Raw genomic sequence first — 22,121 nt, 5'->3', positions numbered from 1 at the left:
TGCACGCTTTTTGCTGTCGGTTTTCCGGGGCTTTCGCAAGGTGGGGGTTGGTGGGCCGTGCCGCGATTCACTGTTGTCGTTCCCGTGTACGGAGTGCGCAGTTACCTGCGTGCCTGCCTGGATTCGGTTCTCCAGCAGGAATTCACCGACCTCGAGGTGGTTATCGTCGACGACGCCTCTCCGGACGGCAGTGCGGAGGTGATCGAGGAGTACGCCCGGGCGGACGCCCGAGTCCGGACGATCTCGCGCTCCCGGAACGGGGGGCTGAGTCTGGCGCGCAACATCGCGCTGGACGCGGCCCGAGGCGACTACGTGTTGTTCCTGGACGGGGACGACACGTACGAGCCGGGGGCACTCGCCGCGATCAACCGACGCCTCGAACTGGGAGAGTTTCCGGATCTGCTGGTGTTCGACCATGTGCGGTCCTACTGGACGGGTCGGGTCGCCGCCAGCGTGTTCCAGGAGCTGCTCCGGTCCACCGACGAGTCGACGTTCTCCCTCGACGAACGGCCAGAAATGGTGGAGATTTTCCATATCGCTTGCAATAAGGCGTACAAGACGGAGTTTCTGCGTCGTATCGAGTTGCGTTTCGAGCCCGGAATTTATGAGGACGTTTACTTCTCCTATGCCGCGATGGTCGCCGCCAAGAAGATCATGTGTCTTCCGCGTCCCTGCCTCAACTATCGGCAGCGCCGTGAAGGGGCCATCACGGCGTCGGCGGGTAAGAAGCACTTCGACATCTTCGACCAATACCGGAAACTGTTCGCCTTCGTCGACCGCGCGGGGGTGTCCGAAGAGGTGCGCGGGAAACTCCACCGAAAGATGGTCGAGCACTTCACCTTCTGTCTGATCCGTTCCAACCGGATTCCCCGGGCCCATCGGCGTGAGTACCTCAGGGACGCGGCGGCGTGTATCGCGGAGCTGGCACCCGCCGACGGGGAGACGACGGAGCGGACGCCAGGACGCACCAATCGGGCCATCGAGCGGGGAAGCCACCTGAGCCTCACCGGGCTGCGCGTCGGCCGTGACAGCGTCCGACAGGCGCGTGCCGCGAGCCGGTGGGTCCGACGAGCCTCGAGTCGCGTCGCCCGCGGCGTGACTTACTCCGTCCAGCGTGCCCGCCCCCTGGACGACCAACTCGCGGTGTTCGCCTCCTACTGGTACCGGCCACCGTCCTGTAACCCCGCCGCGATCTACGACGCCATGCGCGAACTGGCCCCCGACATGCGCGGGGTCTGGGTGGTGCGCGACGGCGACGCGGACATGGTGCCGTCGGGCGTGGATTGGGTGACGGTCGGCTCGCGGGGCTACGCCGAAGTGATGGCTCGCGCGAAGTTCCTGGTCAATAACGTGAACTTCGCGAACCGTATCGTCAAGCGACCCGGTCAGGTACACATCCAGACCCACCACGGCACCCCGTTGAAGTACATGGGGCTGGACCAACAGGAGTTCCCGGCGGCGGCCGCGGGGACGAGCTTCCACAGTCTGCTCCGGCGCGTCGACCGTTGGGACTACAGCCTGGTGTCCAACGACCACTCCGCAGAGACCTGGGGGCGGGTCTACCCCGGCAGCTACCAGAACGTCGCCTCGGGCTACCCGCGCAACGACGTCTACTACACCAGCACCGCCGAGGACGTGGCGGAGATCCGTGCGCGGCTGGGCCTGCCGTCCGACCGCTTCGTCCTGTTGTACGCGCCGACGATGCGGGACTACCGAAGGGGCTACGTACCGCTGCTGGACCTGGAGCGGGTGGCCCGGGCGATCGGCCCGGACCATCTCCTGCTCGTTCGGACGCACTACTCCTACGGCCCGCAACAACTCATCACCGAACTGGAGGAGCGGGGTCTGGTCCGCGACGTGTCGAGCCACCCGCGCGTCGAGGAGCTGTGCCTGGCCGCCGACGGGCTGATCACTGACTACTCGTCGGTGATGTTCGACTACGCCAACCTCGACCGCCCGATCATCGGATACGTGCCCGACTGGGACGTCTACGCCGGATCGCGGGGTGTCTACGTCGACATCACGTCCGGCGCCCCCGGGGCAGAGCCCCGGAACCGTGGTGCGTACCGAGGACCGACTCATCGACGTCGTGCGGTCGGGGGCGTGGCGGGACCACCGCGCCGCGGAACTCCGCGCGGCGTTCCGGCAGCGCTTCTGTACCTACGACGACGGGTACGCCGCGCGGTGGTGCGTGGCCTGCTTCTGGGCGAGGAGCTCCCGCCGTCTATCCCCATTGACCAGCGCAGTCCGGCACCAAGCGTCATGCCGGTCGTGACGTTCGACGGGGTTCTTCGCGAAAGCGCCACGGCGTAGGCGCAGCGGCCACGTAATCCCGTCCGTGTGGGTGATCGCTGTGGGCGAACACGGATCGGGGAACAATCTTGGACTCTTGTTTATTGAGCTTAAGTGACTCAACTAGGAGGAGTTCATGACTGCTACCCAGGTGACCCTGCCGGTCCTTCCGCTTGACGACGATGTCGTCCTGCCCGGCATGGTGGTGCCGGTCGACATCTCCGACTCCGATGTCCGGGCCGCCATCGAGGCGGCTCAGGCCGGCGCCGAGACCGCGGACAAGCCGCGTGTGCTCATCGTGCCGAGAATCGACGGGTCCTACGCTCCGGTCGGCGCGGTGGCGCTGGTCGAACAGGTCGGCCGCACTCCCAAGGGCGAGCCCGCCGCGGTCCTTCGCGGAACCGCGCGCGCCCGCGTCGGTGCCGGAACGACCGGACCCGGTGCCGCGCTGTGGGTCAATGCGACGACCTACGAGGACGAGCCGGGCAGTGTTCCCGGAAAGCTGGCGGAACTGGCACGCGAGTTCAAGACGGTGTTCTCCACGTACCTGCAGAAGCGCGGGGCGTGGCAGATCCTGGACTCGGTCCAACAGCTCGACGACCCCGCGGCCCTGGCCGACCGGGCGGGCTACGCGCCGTTCCTCAGCACACAGCACAAGCTCGAACTGCTCGAGAGCCGGGACCTCGCGGACCGTCTCACCCACCTGATCGAGTGGACCCGCGAGTACGTCGCCGAGCTGGACGTCACCGAGAAGATCAACTCCGACGTTCAGGACGGCGTCGACAAGCAGCAACGTGAGTTCCTCCTGCGTAAGCAGATGGAGGCCATCCGCAAGGAGCTCAACGAGCTGGACGGCAAGCCGGGCTCCGAGGAGGACGACTACCGCGAGCGGGTCGAGGCCGCGAACCTGCCCGAACACGTCCACAAGGCCGCGCTGGACGAGGTGGACAAGCTGGAGCGGTCCGGGGACTCCTCTCCGGAGGCCGGGTGGATCCGCACCTGGCTGGACACCATCCTCGACATGCCGTGGAACGAGCGCACCGAGGACACCTACGAGATCACCGGAGCGCGGGAGATCCTGGACGCCGACCACGCCGGCCTGGATGATGTGAAGGAACGCATCGTCGAGTACCTGGCCGTGCGCAAGCGGCGTGAGGAGCGCGGGCTGGGCATCGTCGAAGGGCGTCGCAGCGGTGCCGTCCTCGCGCTCGTCGGTCCACCCGGCGTCGGCAAGACGTCCCTCGGCGAATCGGTCGCCCGAGCGATGGGCCGGAGCTTCACCCGCGTCGCGCTGGGAGGCGTCCGGGACGAGGCGGAGATCCGCGGCCACCGGCGGACGTACGTCGGTGCACTGCCCGGCCGGATCGTGCGCGCGATCCGTGAGGCCGGTTCGATGAACCCCGTCGTGCTCCTCGACGAGGTCGACAAGGTGGGCTCGGACTTCCGGGGCGACCCGACGGCGGCCCTGCTGGAGGTGCTCGACCCGGCGCAGAACCACACCTTCCGGGACCACTACCTGGAGGTCGACCTCGACCTGTCCGACGTCGTGTTCCTCGCCACCGCCAACGTGCTCGAGGCCATCCCCGAGCCGTTGCTGGACCGGATGGAAGTGGTGCGGCTCGACGGGTACACCGAGGACGAGAAGGTGACCATCGCCCGCGACCACCTGCTGCCACGGCAACTGGAACGCGCGGGGCTCGACGACGGTGAGGCACGGCTCTCCGACGAGGCACTCCGTGTCCTCGCTGGTGAGTACACCCGCGAGGCGGGCGTCCGCAACCTGGAGCGGTCCATCTCCCGGGTGCTGCGCAAGATCGCCGCGTCGGTCGCGGTGGGGGACACCGAGCTCCCCGTGGCGGTCGACACCGGGGACCTTCGCGGGTACCTTGGGCGGCCCAAGCACACACCTGAATCAGCGGATCGGACGTCCGTTCCGGGTGTCGCGACCGGGCTCGCGGTCACGGGTGCGGGCGGAGACGTCCTGTTCGTCGAGGCGTCGCTGGCCGACGCCGAGTCCGGTGCTGGCGGGTTGACGCTCACGGGGCAACTCGGCGACGTCATGCAGGAGTCGGCGCGGATCGCGCTGTCCTACCTGCGGTCCCGCGGCGCTGAACTGGAACTGCCCGTGGGTGACCTCAAGGACCGCAGTATCCACCTGCACGTTCCCGCTGGTGCGGTGCCCAAGGACGGTCCCAGCGCCGGTATCACGATGACCACGGCGTTGGCGTCGCTTCTCAGCGGGCGCGCCGCACGATCCGACGTCGCGATGACGGGCGAGGTCTCGCTCACCGGCCGGGTGCTCCCGATCGGTGGAGTGAAGCAGAAGCTGCTAGCGGCGCATCGCGCGGGTATAACAACAGTGTTGATCCCGGCACGCAACGAGCCGGACCTGGATGATGTCCCTGAGGACATTTTGTCCCAGCTCACCGTGCACGCCGTGAGCGACGTGCGGGAGGTCCTGGAGCTGGCACTGCGTCCGGCGGCCCAGCAGGAGCCGGTCGCGGCGTGAGGGACCACGGCGGCAGTGTCCGCCACACAAGGCCATAAGGGAGGCGGGGCCCCAACTCAAGGGGGATGTTGGCGCCCCGCCGGCGCCAGGGCGGCACCGGGGGGATGCCGTCCGTAGGGGGCCGTCGGTTCGGGGGGACCGGCGGCCCCCGCTTCGTGCCCGGGGACCCGCGCGACACCGTCGCCACCGAAGGCGACGACAGCGCGGTCCACGTCTGAACATTGGGGAGTGACGCGATAATGGCGGCATGGTTGCGCTTGATCGAGAACTCCGGGTCGCCCTGGTCGGCTACGGGCGAGGTGGAGCGCTGTTCCACGCCCCGTACATCGTCGCCACACCGGGCCTGCGGCTCGCCGGGATCGTGACCGGAAACCCGGACCGACAGGCGCGCGCCAAAAGGGAGCATCCCGACGCCCACGTTCTCCCGGACATCGACACGTTGTGGGACAACGCGGTCGACTTCGACGTCGCGGTGATCGCCACCCCGGACCCGACACACGCCTCGTTCGCGCGTCAGGCGCTGGAGAGCGGGCTCTCGGTCGTCGTCGACAAACCTCTGGCCCTCGACCCCGCCGACGCGCGCGACCTCGACGCCCGCGCGGCCGAGCTCGAACTGGTCCTCACCGTGTACCAGAACCGACGGTGGGACACCGACTACCTCACCCTCTGGAACGTGGTCGACGGTGGCGGGCTCGGCCGTGTGCACCGGTTCGAGTCCCGCTTCGAGGGCTGGCGGCCCCACGCCGCGGGGACATGGCGCGACAGCGAAACGGCGGCCGAGGGCGGCGGGATCCTCAACGGAATGGGACCACACCTCGTCGACCAGGCGGTCAACCTCTTCGGCCCGGTCAGCCACGTGTACGCCGAGCTCGACGCCATCCGCCCCGGCGTCCAGGCGGAGGACAGCGCGTACCTGACCCTCACCCACACGAGTGGCGGGGTGCGCTCCTCTGTCGCGATGAGCTGGGTGGCGGCCCAACCGGGCCCCCGATTCCGACTCCTGGGCAGCGAGGGCGCCTACACAGTGGACACCGCCGGAGCGTCCCCCGACTGGGGACCGCAACCGGAGCCACCCCTCGGGCGTCTCGGAGTCGCGGGTGACACCCATCCCGTCCCCGCGGAGTCTGGCGCCTATGTGTCGTTCTGGGTCGGGGTTCGCGACGCCGTCGCTCTCGGCGAGCCCGTCCCGGTCGACACCCATGACGTGATCCACGGCCTCGAGGTCATCGCCGCCGCGCGCCGGAGCGCGGCCGAGGGGCGGGTCGTGGAGGTGTGACCCCGCCGGGACGGCCCGACGCGGGTGGGGTCGTCCACACCGTTGCCCATGACGGAGGCGTTTCGCCCACTGCGGGGGTCACGGAAGGTCCTCGGAGCTACGGGTAGCCGGTACGGACACGCCCCGCCCGCGTGGTTCGTCGCCAGGGGAGTTCGCAGCGGGCGGCTCCCGCTCGTCCTCGCCGCCCGGGCGGGCCGGGACGGGTCGAGAGACCATCGCCGCGCCCAGCGTGAGCGTTGCCCGTGGGCTGGCGATCGGCGGAGCGCCACACACCGCACTGCATGCCCGGGCATGCTCCACCACGCGACGCTCGGCCAAGGTCCACGGGCCCCCAGGCACGCCGTCGCCTTCGGGGTGTGCGGAGGTCCTGCCCGCACTACCCCCGAGCGTGACGGTCCTGCTCCGCCGATGTTCTCCCCATGCCGCGTGGTGCTGACTGTGGGGGACCAGACGCGCCTGCGTCGGACGTGGCGCGGGTGAGGAGGAGATGATCGCGGGGCTTGTGTGGCGTGCGCGAAACACGCATACTTTCGGGAGTGTCTGCGTGGTTTGAGCGCATTGGAGGGTTATGCCACGTCATCAGCGGTTGTACGACGCGGTTGTCGACGGCGTTCACCGCGTTGACGACCTCGCCGCGCTGCTGGCCGTGAGTCCGTCCACCGTCCGACGCGTGCTCGCGGAGTTGGAGCGTGCGGGAAAGGTGGTCCGCACCCACGGGGGTGCGCTCCCGCTGGGTGCGGGGACGGAACTCTCCGTCGCGCAGAAGTCCCGCCAGCACGCGACCGCGAAGCGGCGCATCGCCGAACGGGCCGTCGACATGGTGGCGCGACTCGACCTGGGTCGTTCACCCACGGTCCTGCTGGACGCCGGTAGTACCACCACCTACATCGCGGAGAAGCTCGCGAGCTCCGCGTCCCCCCTCTCCGTCATCACCACGGGCACCGGCCCCCTGTGGGCCCTGTGCGAGGCGGAGGGCGTTGAGGTGACGGTCGCCGGTGGTCGACTGCGGCACCGGCGCGGCTCGTTCGTCGGTGACCTCGTCCGGGAGGCGCTGGACCGCGTCACCCCGGACATCGCGTTCATCGGTGCGGACGGTCTCGTCCCCACCCTCGGGATTAGTTGTCGCAGCGCGGAGCTGGCGGAGGTCAAGGAACTCCAGTGCCGCCGCGCCACGTGTGTCGTCGTGGTGGCCGACGCGAGCAAGATCGGGGCCGAGCCGTTCCCGCACTGGGCACGGCTGCCCGACGCGTACCAGGTCATCACCGACGACACCCTCACCACCGAAGGCCGCACCGCGCTCGCGGACGACCCTAGGTGTGCCCCCATCACCGTGCGCCGGCCGGAAGGGTCCGCCGGCGCCGCCTGACCTTCCCCCGGAGGCAGCATGGAGATTCAGCTGCTCGCGGCGCTCGTGCTCGGGTTCGCCGCCATCATCACCCTCGTCATATGGTCCCGCCTGGACGCGTTCGTCGCGCTCCTGGCCGGGGCGATGGTCACCGGCGCCATCGCCGGAGTGCCCGCCGCGGAGCTCCTGGAGCACATCACCACCGGCTTCGGCAACACCCTCGCCGGCATCGGCATCGTCATCGCGCTCGGCGTGATGATCGGCAAGGTCATGGAGGAGAGCGGCGCCGCCGACGCCCTGGCGAAGATGTTCGTCCGCCTCGCCGGACGAGGCCGGGAGGACGTCGCCCTGGCGGGCACAGGAGCGATAGTGTCCGTCCCCGTCTTCTGCGACTCGGGCTTCGTCATCCTGCACCCCCTGGCACGCTCCCTCGCCCGCAGGTACGGAAAACCGCTCGTCGTCATGTCCATCGCGCTGGGCGGCGGGCTGTCGATCACCCACCACATGGTGCCTCCCACGCCCGGACCCCTGGCGGCCGCGGGCCTCCTCGGCGCGGACCTCGGGGCCATCATCCTCGCGGGCGCGCTGTTCTGTGTCCCGCTGTTCCCGGTCGTGGTCGCCTACGCCCGCATCATGGGGCCACGGTTGGAGAGCCAGGTCGACCCGTCGCTCGTGCCCGGCAAGAGCGGGGCGGAGTCGACGGTGGGCGCGCCGGAAGAGGGCATGATCGCCGTCCCCGGTGGCGGCGGAGCCATGCGTCCCATCACCGAGGAGCCGCCCGACCCCCAGATCGGGGCCTTCCGGGCCATGATCCCGCTGTTGTTGCCTCTGCTGTTGATCATCGGCGACACGGTCACCAACGCGGTCGCACCGGAGTCCACGCTCGACAACGTGTTCGGTGTCATCGGGCAGCCGGCCGTCGCGCTGATGATCGGCCTCGCGATCGCCGTCTACCTCCTGCCCCCACGCGGCACCCGCCGCTCCACCGTCGTCGGCTGGCTCACCGCGGCCGCCGCATCCGCCGGGATGATCGTTTTCATCACCGGAGCCGGTGGGGCCTTCGGAGAGGTGCTGCGCCAGTCCGGCGTGGGCGACGCCCTCGCGGACATGGTCGCCGCGTGGCCCGTCCCACTGTTCCTCCTCCCGTTCCTGATCTCCACCTTCGTGCGGATCGCCCAGGGGTCGGGCACGGTCGCGATCATCACGGCGGCGACGTTGACGGCGCCGATCGCCGAGGCCGGCGGACTCAACCCCGTACTCGCGGTCCTCGCGGCGTGCGCTGGCTCGTTCGTGTTCAGCTACGTCAACGACTCCTACTTCTGGGTGGTCACCCGGTTCACCGGACTGTCCGGTGGGGCGGCGATGAAGATGTGGACGGGCATGACGACCCTGCTGTGGGCAGCGAGCCTCCCGCTGTTGGGTGTCGCCGCGCTCATCCTGAACTGACGGCCACGAGGACAGGGTGTCCCGGCACGTACCGATCGGAAGGGTGGAGCATGGCGCAGGTGCTGGTGGTCGCCGACGACGTCACCGGTGCGAACGCGACCGGTGCGGGGTTCGCGCGCGACGGCATGCGTACCGCGACCGTCACCGCGCACCACGTGGCGCGGTGCGCGGGTGACTACGACGTGCTGGTGGTGAACACCGACAGCCGGCACCTGCCCGCCGACCTCGCCGGGCGACGGGTGGCGGACGCCGTCGCCGCCGCGGGGCCGGTACGGCTCGTCGTCAAGCGTACGGACACCACGTTGCGGGGCAACATCGGCAGCGAGCTGGCGGCGGCCCTGCGCTCCGCCTACGCCACCACCGACCCCGCCCCCGCTCGGGTCCGGGCCCTGCTCGCCCCGGCGCACCCCAAATCGGGGCGGGTCACGGTGGACGGGGTCCAGCTCCTGGGCGGTGTCCGACTGGAGGACACCGAGCTCGCCGTCGACCCGGAATGCCCGATGCGCACGAGCGTTGTCGCCGAGATCCTCGCCGAGCAGACCGACCTCGCGGTGCGCCACGTGCCGGTTGGGCAGGTCACGGCGCCGGGACTTGTCGAGGCCCTCGCCGAGGGCGAGGAGCCCGTGGTCCTCGCCGACGCGGTCACCGAAGACCACCTGAGGATGGTGGCCGACGCCGCCGCCGAGGTGTCGCGGCGAGACGGCACGGCCTGGCTCGCGGTGGATCCGGGGCCGTTCGGCGCGTTTCTCGCCCGGGCCCTCGCGCTGACCGAGGGCGAGACGCGGGTCGCGCCGATCCTGGCGATCGTCGGCAGCGCGACGTCACTGACCCGGCGTCAATGGCGCGGTGTGGCCGACGACGCGACGTTCGTCGATGTCGACGTGCGCCGGCTCGACGCCGACCCCCGGCACCGTGGAGAAGTGGTCGCGACGCTCGCCGCGGAATTGCGGAGGCACGCGTTTCCCGACGTCGTCGTGTTGCGAACGGCCTCCACCAGTCGCGACGTCGTTGACCTGCCGCGCGCGGCCCGTCAGGACCTGCCCGCGGCCCTGTCCGGAATGGCGCTGGACGCGTTCCGGCTCGGGCAGCCACCCAGCGGGTTGTTCACCACGGGCGGTTCGGTCACGGCGGCCGTGCTGGAGCATGGACAGGTCCGCGCGTTCGAGGTGGGAGGGGAGGTGGTTCCGCTCGCGGTGTTCGGAACCCTCAGCGGGGGTGTGCTGGACGGCACCCCCGTGGTGACCAAGGGTGGATTGATCGGAGAGGACGACACCGTGGCCGCGTGCCTGGAGACGGTACGTGAGGCGGTGCGTGCTGGGCGCCGACGAGTCAGCGCCCAGGTGCGACGGGAGGACGAGAACACGTGACACAGCGACCGACCCTGGCCCTGACCATGGGAGATCCCGTGGGGATCGGCCCCGAGATCACCGTCCGTACGCTGCTGGAGAACACCGAGGCACTCTCCGCGCGGGGCGTGGTCGTCGGCGACCCCGTGACGGTGCGCCGTGCCCTGGCCGTATGTGGCCTCGACGCCGAGGTGCGGGTGCTGAACTCCTGGGACCTCCCGGACGCCCGGGAAGGAGTGGTCGACTGCCTCGACATCGCGGTTCTGGGCGAGACGGAACTGCCCTGGGGCACGGTCGACCGACGCGCGGGCCAGGCGGCGGTGCGGGCGATCGAGGTGGCCACGCGCGCGGCCCTGGACCGACACGTCGCGGGGATCGTGACCGGCCCCATCAACAAGGAGGCGATCTGGGCGGCGGGTAGCGAGCACCTCGGGCACACCGAGATGCTCGGCGCCCTCACCGGGGCCAAGGACCAGAGCACCATGTTCGTGGTCCGTGGCAAGAAGATCTTCTTCGCCACGCGGCACCTGTCCCTGCGCGAGGCGCTGAACCGTGTGTCCGTCCCGCAGCAGACCGAGAGTATCGACGCCGCCCTGACCGCGCTCCGCGTCTTCGGTCACGACCACCCCCGACTGGCGGTCGCCGCCATCAACCCCCATGGCGGGGAGAACGGTGCCTTCGGTGACGAGGAGATCGTGCACCTGGAGCCGGCGGTCCGCGCCGCGAGGGACCGCGGCGTGAACGTCGTCGGGCCCGTGCCCGCGGACTCCGTGTTCCACCAGCTCCTCGCTGACGACCGGTACGACGGTGTGTTGTCGCAGTACCACGACCAGGGACACATCGCCGCCAAGACGTTCGATTTCAACGGCACGATCTCGGTGACGGTGGGCCTGCCCATCCTGCGTACGTCCGTCGACCACGGCACGGCCTTCGACATCGCCGGCCAAGGCGTCGCCGATCCCGAGACGATGCGTTCGGCGTTCCGCCACGGGGCCGAGTTCGCCCCCTTCGCGGACCGCATCAGGGCCGCCTACCCCGCCGGCTAGGAACCGAAGATCTCGATCGGAGAAAGAACTGTTATCGCCCGGATGACGGTTCGGATTCGGCGTTATGTCGGTTTACTGCCTCGCGTTCCTGTTCGCGGTATGTCGGGTTAGGATCTCCGCCTGGTGAGAACGTGGCGTGTGTCGGAGAGGGGGCCCGTGGATCTGCGTGACCGAGTACGAGGGATCGTGGAATCTCGGGCGTTCCAGAACGTCATCATCACGCTGATCCTCGTCAACGCGGCCGTTCTTGGCCTGGAAACCGTTGGCTGGGTGCGGGACACCCACGCGGTCCTCCTGCGCGCGGCCAACTACCTGTTCCTGTCCGTCTTCGTCGTGGAGATCATGACGCGCCTGTGGGTCCACGGCCGAGGCTTCTTCCGGGATCCATGGAGCGTTTTCGACCTCGTGGTCGTGGCGGTCGCCATGATCCCCCCGCAAGGGCCGTTCACGGTTCTGCGGGTGATGCGGGTACTCCGCCTGTTGTGGCTGCTTTCGGCCATTCCCTCCCTGCGTCGCGTGGTGGCGGGCGTGCTCCGGGCTTTGCCGGGGATGGCGTCGATCGGCGTGCTCCTCCTGATGCTCATGTATGGCGCGGGCGTCATGGCGACGATGCTGTTCCAGGACGTCGACGAGGAGCACTTCGGGACACTCGGTGACTCGCTGTTCACCCTGTTCCAGATCATGACGGCCGACAGTTGGTCAGGGGTCGCGCGACCCATCATGGAGCAACAGCCGTTGGCGTGGATCTTCTTCGTCGGATTCATCCTGCTGTCGACGTTCATGGTGTTGAACTGGTTCATCGCGGTGGCCGTCGACGCGTTCGAAACCGTCGCGCTGAGTGACGAAGACGACGAGGCGCACGCGTCTCGTCAGTCAATCCTGCGAGAGGTCAGATCGTTGCGGGACGATAACGCCGCCATCCGGGCGGACATCGCCGAACTCCACGCTGCGCTGCGTCAACAGCGCGGATCGTGACATTGGAGGATGTTGACGATCTTTCGTACCCCCCAGTAGTGACGAGGGTGTTTCCCTCATGTCAAGCTTCATTCGCGGCCATGCGCGATTGCGGTATCGGGATGAGGCGTTCACCGTGGTGTCACCTCGTTGTCCGAGCCTGAGACCACAGAGACGCCATGGTGGATCTGCGTAGGTTTGCGACGTTTTCGGCGTGTGTGCGCCATCATCAGAAAGGGACTCCCCCAATGCCCCAGATTCGACGCCGTGGGTTCAAGGCCCTGGCGCTGAGCTCCGCCGCTCTGCTCGCCATCGCTGGGTGTGGCCCCAGCGCCGATGACTCGGAAGGGGGCAACGGAGACGAGGCCGACACGGGTTCGATCGACCCGGACACCATCGTTCTCGGCGCCGTTCCCGCCGAGGAGGCCACCGACCTCCAGGGCACCTGGCAGCCGGTCATGGACATGCTCGCCGACGAGACCGGCAAGGAGGTCACCTTCGAGCTGGCGACCGACTACGCGGCGGTCATCGAAGGCCAGCGCAACGGCCAGGTCCACCTCGCGCAGTACGGCCCCTTCGCCTACTACATGGCCGACCAGGATGGCGTCGAGCTGTCCGTCGGCGGTGTGATGATCCAGGAGGAGGGCGAGCCCGCCGGGTACTACGCCTACGGCATCACCCAGGGTGACTCCGACATCGACAGCATCGAGGACTTCGAGGGCCAGACCCTCTGCTTCGTCGACGTCAACTCCGCGTCCGGCTACATGTACCCGCAGGCCGGCCTGATCGAGGCGGGCATCGAGGACGGCGACTACGAGGAGGTCATGGCCGGTGGCCACGACGCCTCGGCCATCAGCGTCGCCAACGGCGACTGCGACGCCGGCTTCGCGCTGGACAGCATGGTCGACGAGACCCTGATCGAATCGGGTGACCTCGAGGACGGCGACCTGAAGGTCGTGTGGGAGTCCGCGATGATCGCCAGCGCCCCGCTGGTCGTCAGTGACCTCCTGGAGCCGGAGCTCCACGAAACGATCATGACCGCGCTCGCGGAGAACGTGAACATCCCCTACCTCGTCGAGAACGGATACTGCGAGTCCGAGGACGAGTGCGAGATCAGCGACCAGCGGGTCTATGCCTACGAGCCGGTCCCGGACGACTACTTCGACGACTTGGCCGAGGTGTGTGAGGTCACCCAAGCCGAGCAGTGCGAATCGTTCTGATCCGCCGGGATCGTGGCAGCCGCTCAGCGGCGGCTGAGGATCGCAACTGATCCGCTGGGATCACGGCAACAAGTAAGGCGATAGAGGAGTAACCAGTGGACACCGACCCCGGCGGCGAGATCGCCGTACAGTTCGAGAACGTCTCCAAGCGTTTCGAACCCGACGTCACCGCGCTCGACGACATCTCCCTGACGATCCACTCCGGCGAGGTGGTCGTGCTGCTGGGGCTGTCGGGGTCGGGGAAGTCCACGCTGCTGCGGCACGTGGACGGTCTGCAGCGCCCAACGAGCGGAACCGTCCGCGTGCTGGGCACCGATGTCGGTAACGCCCGCACCGGTCAACTCCGTCAGTTGCGCCGTCGCGTGGGATTCATCTTCCAGCAGTTCCACCTGGTGGGCCCGCTCAGCGTGCTGGAGAACGTGTGCTCCGGGGCGCTGGCCCGACTGCGCGGCCCACGGCTGACCCTGCCCACCTACCCCAAAGAGGTGCGGGTCGAGGCACTGGAGCAGCTCGACCGCGTCGGTATCGCCGACCGCGCCTTCCAGCGCGCCGACACCCTGTCCGGCGGCCAGCAGCAGCGGGTCGCCGTGGCCCGTGCCCTCATGCAGCACCCCGACATCCTCCTGGCGGACGAACCGGTCGCCTCCCTCGACCCGGAGACCTCCGCCCAAGTCATGGACATGATCCGCGAGATCTCCATCGAGGACCGGCTGACCGTCATGTGCAGCCTGCACCAGGTGGACCTCGCCCTGAGCTGGGGCGACCGCATCGTCGGCCTGCACACCGGACAGATGGTGATGGACACGCCGGTCGCCGACGTCGACCGTGCCGACGCCATGGCCATCTACGAGCGGGTCAGCGCGCCGGTCAGCTCGGTGGCGGTCGCGGAGTAAACATGACAACCGTGACCGAGCCGCGTTCCGCGGCATCCCCCGACGGCCCTGGGGACACTCCGCCCCGCCGAACCCTGGCCCGGCCCAAGCTGAACTCAGCGGTCGCCACGCTCGCGGTCCTCGCGATGCTGGTCGCCGGTGTGTGGTCCCTGATCGAGCTCCGGATCAACGTCGCGACGCTGATCGACAGTCTGGACAACGCCGCCAACTTCGTCAGTCGCATGCTGCCGCTGGACTTCCCGGAGCCGGCGGAGATCCTGGCGCTGGTGGGCGAGACCCTCGCCATCGTGATCGTCGCGACGTTGTTCGCCGTGGCCGTCAGTATCCCGCTGTCCATCTGGGCCGCCGGCAACACCGCTCCCAACAGTGGGGTCCGCTACGGCTCCCGCGCCGTGATCGTCGTCGCCCGCGCGATCCCGGACCTGGTGTTCGCGATCATCTTCTTCCGGATCTTCGGGATCGGCGCGGCGACCGGTGTCCTCGCCATGGGGCTGCACTCCATCGGGATGATCGGCAAGCTGTACGCCGACTCCATCGAGCAGGTCGACGAGGGCCCCCGCACCGCCATCCGCGCCTCCGGCGCCAGTCGGGCGCAGGAACTGTGGACGGGGCTTCTGCCGCAGGTCCTGCCGGCCTTCATCGCCACCGCCATGCACCGGCTCGACATCAACCTCAGGATCTCCGTCGTCCTGGGCTTCGTGGGTGTCGGCGGAATCGGCCTGGCGATCTCCGAGTCCCTCGGGGTGCTTAACTACCAGCGCGGTATGGCGCTGGCGTTCATCGTGCTGATCCTCTGCGTCGTGATCGAGCTCATCTCCGGGGCCGTGCGCCGCGCGGTGCTCGGACCGGGCAGTGACGCCGGGCCGACCGGCATCAGTGGGTTCGTGATCCGACGGATCAAGGCGGGTCGTGCCGAGGTCAGCGCCGCGACACGTACCGACAACGACCCCCGGGCGCGCTCGGCCGCCGCGGTGAAGTCGGGGCGCACCACACCGCCCTGGACCGGCCGGCGGGTCGTGCGTACCGGCTACGTGACCCTGGTGGTCGCCATCATCCTGGCGTCTATCGGCTCCGTCGCCGCCGACTTCCGGGGCATGCTCGCCACCGGTGGCGAGATCTTCGAGGTCCTGCTGCGCTTCCTGCCGCCCGAGACCGGCGGAATCCTGGGCGTGCTCCTGGAAGCATTGCTGGTCACCCTGCAGATCGCGTTCGCCGCGACCCTGTTGGGTGCGGTCCTCGCGCTTCCGATCGGTGTGCTCGCGGCCCGCAACGTCGCGCCGAACCGGTGGGTGGGCCAGTTGTGCCGCATGTTCATCGTGTTCGTGCGCGGTGTCCCGGAACTGATCCTGGCCATCATGTTCGTCGTGATGATCGGACTGGGGCCGGTCGCCGGTACGTTGGCGCTGGCCATCGGGGCCTGTGGTCTGTTGGGCAAGCTCGTCGCCGACTCCGTGGAGGAGGTCGACCCAGGGCCGGAGCAGGCGCTGCGCGCCACGGGTGCGTCCCGCGCGCAGGTCTTCTTCGCCGCGACCCTGCCCCAGGCGATGCCGTCCTTCGTGGCGCACCTGCTGTACCAGTTGGACGTCAACATCCGCTCCGCGACCCTCCTGGGGATCGTCGGCGCGGGGGGCATCGGTTTCTACCTGCTCAACGCGTCGAACGTCCTGCAGTTCGGTGTGGTGACCTTCATCATCATCCTGCTGTTCTCCGTCGTGATGCTGCTGGAGCTGATCGCCGTGTGGCTGCGTCGCACGGTGGGCGCCAAGGCGTGACCCCACTCCGCGGGCGGCCACGCCGCCCGCGGAGCCCTTTCGGGAAAACTCGTTTGTGCCGCCAAGGCGCCGTGCTTACAGTTCTCGTAGTGCGCCTCCCGGTGCGCGGAGATGGTTACTTCGTGTTAATCCAGGTGCGACTCCTGGACATCGGTCGTCGTCGATTCGTCGGATCGTCGCGATCGGGTGTGAACCGATCTCGCCGTGAACTCGGGTGGCTGCTACGGTGTGAAACACGCGGAAATACAGGGATGCCCGGTGCGCGGGTGACGGATACTTCTGTTAATGGGGATGTCGCGGGTTCGAATCCCGCCGGGCCCACGGGCACGTAGCTCAGCCAGGTAGAGCACCAATTCCGTCGCCGACCTCGATCTCGGGCGTCCCTTTCCCGTTCTCCACCCACGTCCGTTTCCCCTAGGTGTCCCATTCTCTTTGGCTGTCGTCGAAAAAATGTGTTGTGGGCGCGATTAGAGACGCCTAGTGTTTTTCCCACGCGCCTCCCGGTGCGTAGACAACGGTTACTTCTGGCACCCAAAGGTTCGAATCCTTAGCGGGACGGCCGTGGATCCTTCGGGGTCCACGACGGTCACGTGGACACCGTTGTCGCCCTGATCTCGGGAGGGGCGCGGTGTGACACGTGGAGTTTCCCGGTGCGCCGGTGACGGATACTTCAGCCGCCGCCGATTGGTGCGGTGTAGGCGATTGCCCTCCGTCGCCGACTCGATCTCGGGTACTCCCCACGTGACACCGCCGCCTCCGCTCGAGCCGCGAACGAACGGACAGCAGGAGGTGCGCGATGGCGAAGTTCAACAACCGCGCCGCGACGGCCCGTGGCACCAGCCCCGTCAGCGGCGAGACACGCCCGACGGCCCGGACCCACGAAGGCGCCCCCGGATATCTGCGCGACACCCGCTCGGAACTCTTCGTGCTGGCCGTGTCATCCATGGTGGGCGAGGACACCTTCTACGAGGGAGCCGGGGAACGGGACGAACGGTTCCGCGCTCTCGTGGCCGAGCTCGCGGTGTCCGACGTCGAGTGGCTGGGCGCGCTGCTCGCCTGGTTGCGCCAGAAGGCCAACCTGCGCTCCGCCGCGCTCGTGGGAGCGTTGGAGGCCACGAAGGCCCGGTTGGACGCGGGAGCCGCCGGTCACAGTCGGCAGCTCGTCGCCTCCGTCCTTCGGCGCGCGGACGAGCCCGGCGAGGCCCTGGCCTACTGGATGGGCCGCCACGGCCGGTCCATCCCCAAGCCGGTCAAGCGTGGAGTCGCCGACGCGGTCGTTCGGCTGTACGACGAGCGCTCGCTGCTGAAGTACGACACCCAGAGCCACGCCTACCGGTTCGGTGACGTGCTCGACCTGACCCACCCCACCACGCGGGACGAACGTCAGGGGGTGCTGTTCCAGCACGCGTTGGACCGGAGGCACGGGCGGGACCAGGCCATTCCGACCGAGCTGGCGACCCTGCGAGCCCGGGAGGCGCTCCAGAGCCTCCCCGTGGAGGAACGCCGGGCGTTCCTCGAGAAGGAGGACGCGCCGCGACGGCTCCAGGACGCCGGCATGACCTGGGAATCGCTCGCCGGGTGGATCCAGGGGCCGCTGGACGCGACCGCGTGGGAACGGATCATTCCGTCCATGGGCTACATGGCGCGGTTGCGCAACCTGCGCAACTTCGACGAGGCGGGGGTCAGTGACACGGTCGCGGCGGAGGTGGCGGCCGGGCTCGCGGATCCCGAGGCGGTCGCGCGGTCCCGGCAGATGCCGATGCGGTTCCTCGCCGCCTACCGGGCGGCGCCGAGCCTGCGGTGGGCGGAGTCGCTGGAGCGCGCGCTTCAGGCGTCCCTGGCCAACGTTCCGTCTCTGCCGGGGCGCACGCTCATCCTGGTGGACCGCTCCGGGTCGATGTTCGGTCGCCTCTCGCAGCGGTCGACCCTCACCTCGGCCGACGCCGCGGCGATCTTCGGCGCGGGGCTGGCGCTTCGGGCGAAGAAGGCCGACTTGGTGCAGTTCGGCACCAACAACGAGCCGGTCCCGGTTCACCGTGGCGACGCCCTGCTGCGGATCCTGGAGCGGTTCAAGAGCATGGGCGGCACCAACACCGCCGAGGCGGTGCGAAGGAACTATCGCCGGCACGACCGCGTGGTCATCGTCACCGACGAGCAGACCTTCCCTCGGTCTCGAGGGGCGAGGCCCACCGCCGAGGTCCCCACCGAGGTTCCGGTCTACACGTGGAACCTCGTGGGATACCGGGCCGGGCACGGGCCGTCCGGGGTCGACAACCGGCACACGTTCGCCGGCCTGAACGACGCCGCGTTCTCGCTGATCCCACTGATCGAGCGAGGCGTGCGGGCGAGCTGGCCATGGGAGGACGAGGAGCGGTAGGGCCCTCAGCGGTCCCCGTCGCCGGAACCCGCGGTCACCGGCGTGGGGGTGGCGGGTACGTCCCACCCACCCCCACGCCGGGCTGCGACGGGAGTTCGCGGGCCGGTCCGGGGCCCGCGCGTCGGCGAACCGGTCGCGGACGCCGGGACGGGCCAGCGTGGTGCGTGGACCGAGCGTCCCCTCCCAGATGGAGTCGGGGCGAGCCGACGAGAAGTGGCGTGTGTCTCCGCGTGGGGGCGGGCATCGTGCCTGGTCCCCTGGGGTATGATTTCGGCAATTTACCCACGGCGCGGCGCACCGGCTCGACGCGGGACGATCGGGCCGCGCGCGTCGCGTGCACAACGCGGACAAGGAGAACATGGCTGAACTCACCGGGAGGACGATCCAACGGCTGCCGAAGGTGGTGCTCAACGACCACCTGATCGGCGGCGTGCGGCCGTCGACCCTGACAGCGCTGTCACGGGAAGCGGAGCGGGAGCTCCCCGCGACGGAGCCGGACCGGCTCGCGCGGTGGTTCCGGGACACCGCGCCGACCGCGTCGATCGAGGAGTACCTCGCGCGACAGGAGCCGGTCGTCGACCTGACCCAGACCGAGGAGGCGTTGTCGCGGGTCGCCCGCGAGGCCGTACTCGACCTCGCCGTGGACGGCGTGGTGTACGCGGAGATCCGTTTCGCCCCGGAACAGCACACGCGCCAGGACCTCGACCTGGCGGGGGCCACCCAGGCCGTGCTCGAGGGCCTGCGGGTGGGAATGGCGCAGGCGCGTTTCCGGGGCGGGGACATCACCGCCCGGGTGATCCTCACGGCGCTGCGGGAGTCCGCGGCGGCGATGGAGATCGCCGACCTCGCGCTTCGACAGCGGGACGCGGGTGTGGTCGGGTTCGACGTCGCCGGCCCGGAGTACGGCGACCGGCCGAGTCGCCACATCGCCGCCTGTGAGCGGATTCGGCAGGAGAACTTCCACCTGACGCTGCACGCGGGACAGGACTTCGGTGTGGCGTCGATCGCGGAGGCGGTGCACTGGTGCGGGGCGCACCGGCTCGGCCACGGTGTGCGCATCGCGGAGGACATCGTTCGCGACGCCGACGGCGACAAGCTCGGGCAGCTCTCCGCCTACATTCGGGACCAGCGCATTCCGCTGGAACTGTGCCCCACCATGAACGTGCACATGGGCGTCGTGGACTCGCTCGCCGAGCATCCGATCGACATGCTGCGCCGACTGCGGTTCCGCGTCACCGTCAACCCGGGGAACCGTCTGCTCAGCGACACCTCCATGACGGCGGAGTTCGAGGCGCTGTGCCGCACGTTCGGCTACACCCTGGACGACCTGAGCTGGTTCACGGTCAACGCGATGAAGTCGGCCTTCCTGCCGCACGACGAGCGCCTCGCCCTCATCAACCACGTCATCAAGCCCGGATACGCGCGGGAGCGGGTCGACCAGGTTCGCGGCGCGCTCTTCCGCCGGGAGGACCTCTGGTAACCGCCGGCCCAAATTCGGCGAGGTCGAAAACAGCCTTTCGGTTCCCGGGATCGCGGGCTGTCATGCCCGTGAGGGCCCCTTCTGGGCGGTGTCGGTGCAATCGACCGAACCAGGGTGCGAAATGGCGTCGATGACCAGCGATAACCTGGAGTGTTGATCGCACGTTTTCCTTCTCGGGTTTCCGGTGTGTGGGCCGGTTTGCCGAAATCCGCCGAGGCGTAGGAATACCAATATGGACGCGATGGCCGCGGTGGCCTCCTTCCCCCTCGCGATCCATGGCCTTACGGAGGAACCTGTGCCTCAGCTCGCGATAGCCCCCAGCTTTCTGGACGACTTCTCCCAGATGGACCGCGACATACAACTCGCGACACTGTCGGTGATGCGTGACTTCATCGCCGACCGAGGTGTTGACACAAGCGTTGGGACGAACGAGGTACGAGTACTGAGCCTTGACGACGACTGGTCCGGAGTCATCGTGCCGAGAAGCGAAGACCTGTACTGCCTGGTCACGGTGCGGCCACGCGCCGAGGCCCTGGCGTACGCCCACGCCTACACCCCCGAGCCCGAGCCGACCACGCCACTGGGCACGGTCCCCGCTCCGCGTGTCCCCAGCACCGGGCTCCCCAGGGTCAACGACGAACCGATCGTCGCGCCGGCGGCTCTCACCGCCGTGGTGAACGCCCCGTTCGGCCCCTGGCGCACCTACCTCCATCCGCGGCACCGTCCCCTCACCCACGGAAACTTCGCTGGATCGACCCAGGTCACCGGTTCGCCGGCCACGGGGATCGGCACGATCCCACTGCACCGGGCCGGGGCCCTGGCGCGACGGGTTGGCGGCCGTGCCGAGGCGGAGACGGCGGGCGGGGTTCCCGAACGTGTCCTCCTGGTCACGGCGCAGGCGGCACGGGCACAGACCCTGTCCCACCACCTGGACGAGCTGCTCGGCGACAGTGATGACCGCGCCAGGCTCGACGTGACGACGATCGGCGGACTCGCCCAGGGCGTCGTCGCGGAGTCGATCGGTCATCGCCCGCAGGTGCTGACGCGGGAGGAGCTCGTGGCGGACTGGCAACGGATGGCCGAGGCCGACGGTGTTCCGTTCACCGGTCGGTTCCTGGTCGACGAGTGGGAGCATGTCCTCCTCGCCCAGGAGATCGCCGATCCCGCGGCGTATCTGCGGTGTGACCGTAACGGCCGCCGCGTCCACCTGGCGCCGGAGTACCGGCGTGGTGTGTGGCGTACGATCCAGCGTTACGCCGGAGCGATGCGGGCCCACAACAACTGGGGCCGGATCCACCTCGCCGCACGGGCCGCGGAGACCGTCCGCCGCGCTGGGCCGCGCTACCGACACGTGGTGGTGGACGCCGTCCACGCGTTCCATCCGACTCACCTGCGGCTCGTCCGCGCGATCGTGCCGCCAGGCGCCGACGACGTGTTCCTGACCGGCGACCCCGCGCAACGGGTGACGGAACCGAGGGTGTCACTGGCCGCCCTGGGAATCCACGTTCGCGGCCGGGCACGCATCCTCCGCGACGGATACCGAACGACGAAGGAGATCGAGGAGTTCGCCACCGGGATCCGGACCAACACGACGCACAGAGCGCCCTGGTCCACTCTGCGGGGGCCGCGGCCGACCGTCCACCAGGCGACAGGTCGGGCCGAGGAATACGACGCGGTGACCCGATTGGTGGGTCACTGGGTGGAGAGAGACGGTGAACCCCACGCGATCGCCGTCGCCGGACGCAACCACTGGATCGTGCGACGGCTGCGCAAGGAACTGGAGGCGGCGGGCGTCCGTACGGCGCCCGTGACCGCCGTGGACGATCCCGGGGCGGTGCGGGTGGACACGATGCACCAGCTCGCGGGGCAGGAGTTCCGCCGAGTGGCCCTGGTGGGGCTGGGGGAGACACTGGTTCCCCCACGCGCCGCGCTGCGCTCCACCGGGGGCGACCCCGTGAGCCTGGCCCAGGTCCACACCACGGAACGGAACGTCCTCTACGCGGCCGCCATGAGCGCACGGGACTCCCTCTACCTCTCCTACGCGGACACACCCAGTCGGCTCCTCCCGCGCGACTGATCGCACGCTGAACCGAGCGCTCCGCCGCTCATGACCACTGAAAGGCTGGGCCGGCCCGCGTCTGGGCCGGCCCACCCACCGCCGCGCC

Annotated in this window: 14 protein-coding genes; all 14 read left to right on the top strand. The window is 69.1% G+C overall.

From position 1 onward, the window contains the following. Positions 1 to 57 precede the first annotated feature (57 nt). The 14 genes from J4H86_RS10075 to J4H86_RS10010 all read left to right on the top strand — a co-directional run bounded on the left by J4H86_RS10075 (position 58) and on the right by J4H86_RS10010 (position 22,033). The gene (locus J4H86_RS10075; protein WP_236543249.1) at positions 58 to 2,313 is read left to right on the top strand and encodes a bifunctional glycosyltransferase/CDP-glycerol:glycerophosphate glycerophosphotransferase; all 2,256 of its coding nucleotides are present in this window, start codon (positions 58 to 60) and stop codon (positions 2,311 to 2,313) included. Between the two features lie 115 nt (positions 2,314 to 2,428). After that, positions 2,429 to 4,801 (top strand): endopeptidase La, encoded by a 2,373-nt coding sequence (gene lon / locus J4H86_RS10070; protein WP_236543248.1) that lies wholly within the window; start codon positions 2,429 to 2,431, stop codon positions 4,799 to 4,801. 247 nt (positions 4,802 to 5,048) lie between these two features. Continuing rightward, positions 5,049 to 6,077, top strand: a complete 1,029-nt coding sequence (locus J4H86_RS10065) for a Gfo/Idh/MocA family protein (RefSeq protein WP_236543247.1) — start codon at positions 5,049 to 5,051, stop codon at positions 6,075 to 6,077. A 568-nt stretch (positions 6,078 to 6,645) separates the two neighbouring features. Then, complete coding sequence (locus J4H86_RS10060; protein WP_236543246.1) at positions 6,646 to 7,443, top strand: DeoR/GlpR family DNA-binding transcription regulator; 798 nt, start codon at positions 6,646 to 6,648, stop codon at positions 7,441 to 7,443. Between the two features lie 18 nt (positions 7,444 to 7,461). Further along, complete coding sequence (locus J4H86_RS10055) at positions 7,462 to 8,868, top strand: GntP family permease (protein ID WP_236543245.1); 1,407 nt, start codon at positions 7,462 to 7,464, stop codon at positions 8,866 to 8,868. A 50-nt stretch (positions 8,869 to 8,918) separates the two neighbouring features. Then, positions 8,919 to 10,235 carry a four-carbon acid sugar kinase family protein gene (locus J4H86_RS10050; RefSeq protein WP_236543244.1) on the top strand — a complete coding sequence of 439 codons (1,317 nt, stop codon included), beginning with the start codon at positions 8,919 to 8,921 and terminating at the stop codon, positions 10,233 to 10,235. Beyond that, a complete protein-coding gene (gene pdxA / locus J4H86_RS10045) occupies positions 10,232 to 11,260 on the top strand; it encodes a 4-hydroxythreonine-4-phosphate dehydrogenase PdxA (RefSeq protein ID WP_236543243.1) in 1,029 nt (342 codons plus the stop codon). The genes J4H86_RS10050 and pdxA overlap by 4 nt, the downstream gene beginning before the upstream one ends. 186 nt (positions 11,261 to 11,446) lie before the next feature. Further along, the gene (locus tag J4H86_RS10040; RefSeq protein WP_236543242.1) at positions 11,447 to 12,235 is read left to right on the top strand and encodes an ion transporter; all 789 of its coding nucleotides are present in this window, start codon (positions 11,447 to 11,449) and stop codon (positions 12,233 to 12,235) included. A 227-nt stretch (positions 12,236 to 12,462) separates the two neighbouring features. Then, on the top strand, positions 12,463 to 13,434 hold the full coding sequence (locus J4H86_RS10035; protein ID WP_236543241.1) for a phosphate/phosphite/phosphonate ABC transporter substrate-binding protein: 972 nt from the start codon (positions 12,463 to 12,465) through the stop codon (positions 13,432 to 13,434). A 95-nt stretch (positions 13,435 to 13,529) separates the two neighbouring features. Next, entirely contained in the window at positions 13,530 to 14,327 is a 798-nt protein-coding gene (gene phnC, locus J4H86_RS10030) for a phosphonate ABC transporter ATP-binding protein (protein ID WP_236543240.1), read from the top strand. 2 nt (positions 14,328 to 14,329) lie between these two features. Then, a complete protein-coding gene (gene phnE / locus J4H86_RS10025; protein ID WP_236543239.1) occupies positions 14,330 to 16,099 on the top strand; it encodes a phosphonate ABC transporter, permease protein PhnE in 1,770 nt (589 codons plus the stop codon). Positions 16,100 to 16,895: 796 nt separating this feature from the next. Next, positions 16,896 to 18,476 carry a TROVE domain-containing protein gene (locus tag J4H86_RS10020; protein ID WP_236543238.1) on the top strand — a complete coding sequence of 527 codons (1,581 nt, stop codon included), beginning with the start codon at positions 16,896 to 16,898 and terminating at the stop codon, positions 18,474 to 18,476. 358 nt (positions 18,477 to 18,834) lie between these two features. Further along, positions 18,835 to 19,956, top strand: a complete 1,122-nt coding sequence (locus J4H86_RS10015) for an adenosine deaminase (protein ID WP_236543237.1) — start codon at positions 18,835 to 18,837, stop codon at positions 19,954 to 19,956. Between the two features lie 232 nt (positions 19,957 to 20,188). Continuing rightward, entirely contained in the window at positions 20,189 to 22,033 is a 1,845-nt protein-coding gene (locus J4H86_RS10010) for an AAA family ATPase (protein ID WP_236543236.1), read from the top strand. The last annotated feature ends 88 nt before the right edge of the window (positions 22,034 to 22,121 follow it).

The organism is Spiractinospora alimapuensis (genome assembly GCF_018437505.1).
GTDB lineage: Bacteria > Actinomycetota > Actinomycetes > Streptosporangiales > Streptosporangiaceae > Spiractinospora > Spiractinospora alimapuensis.
This window is presented reverse-complemented; position numbering and strand designations above follow the sequence as displayed.

Bases quoted from the DNA above. Each gene is read 5' to 3' on its own strand.
- J4H86_RS10055 (WP_236543245.1), top strand. From the start codon at position 7,462: ATGGAGATTCAGCTGCTCGCGGCGCTCGTGCTCGGGTTCGCCGCCATC.
- J4H86_RS10010 (WP_236543236.1), top strand. From the start codon at position 20,189: ATGGACGCGATGGCCGCGGTGGCCTCCTTCCCCCTCGCGATCCATGGC.
- J4H86_RS10060 (WP_236543246.1), top strand. From the start codon at position 6,646: ATGCCACGTCATCAGCGGTTGTACGACGCGGTTGTCGACGGCGTTCAC.
- J4H86_RS10035 (WP_236543241.1), top strand. From the start codon at position 12,463: ATGCCCCAGATTCGACGCCGTGGGTTCAAGGCCCTGGCGCTGAGCTCC.
- lon (WP_236543248.1), top strand. From the start codon at position 2,429: ATGACTGCTACCCAGGTGACCCTGCCGGTCCTTCCGCTTGACGACGAT.
- J4H86_RS10015 (WP_236543237.1), top strand. From the start codon at position 18,835: ATGGCTGAACTCACCGGGAGGACGATCCAACGGCTGCCGAAGGTGGTG.
- J4H86_RS10065 (WP_236543247.1), top strand. From the start codon at position 5,049: ATGGTTGCGCTTGATCGAGAACTCCGGGTCGCCCTGGTCGGCTACGGG.
- J4H86_RS10050 (WP_236543244.1), top strand. From the start codon at position 8,919: ATGGCGCAGGTGCTGGTGGTCGCCGACGACGTCACCGGTGCGAACGCG.
- J4H86_RS10020 (WP_236543238.1), top strand. From the start codon at position 16,896: ATGGCGAAGTTCAACAACCGCGCCGCGACGGCCCGTGGCACCAGCCCC.
- phnE (WP_236543239.1), top strand. From the start codon at position 14,330: ATGACAACCGTGACCGAGCCGCGTTCCGCGGCATCCCCCGACGGCCCT.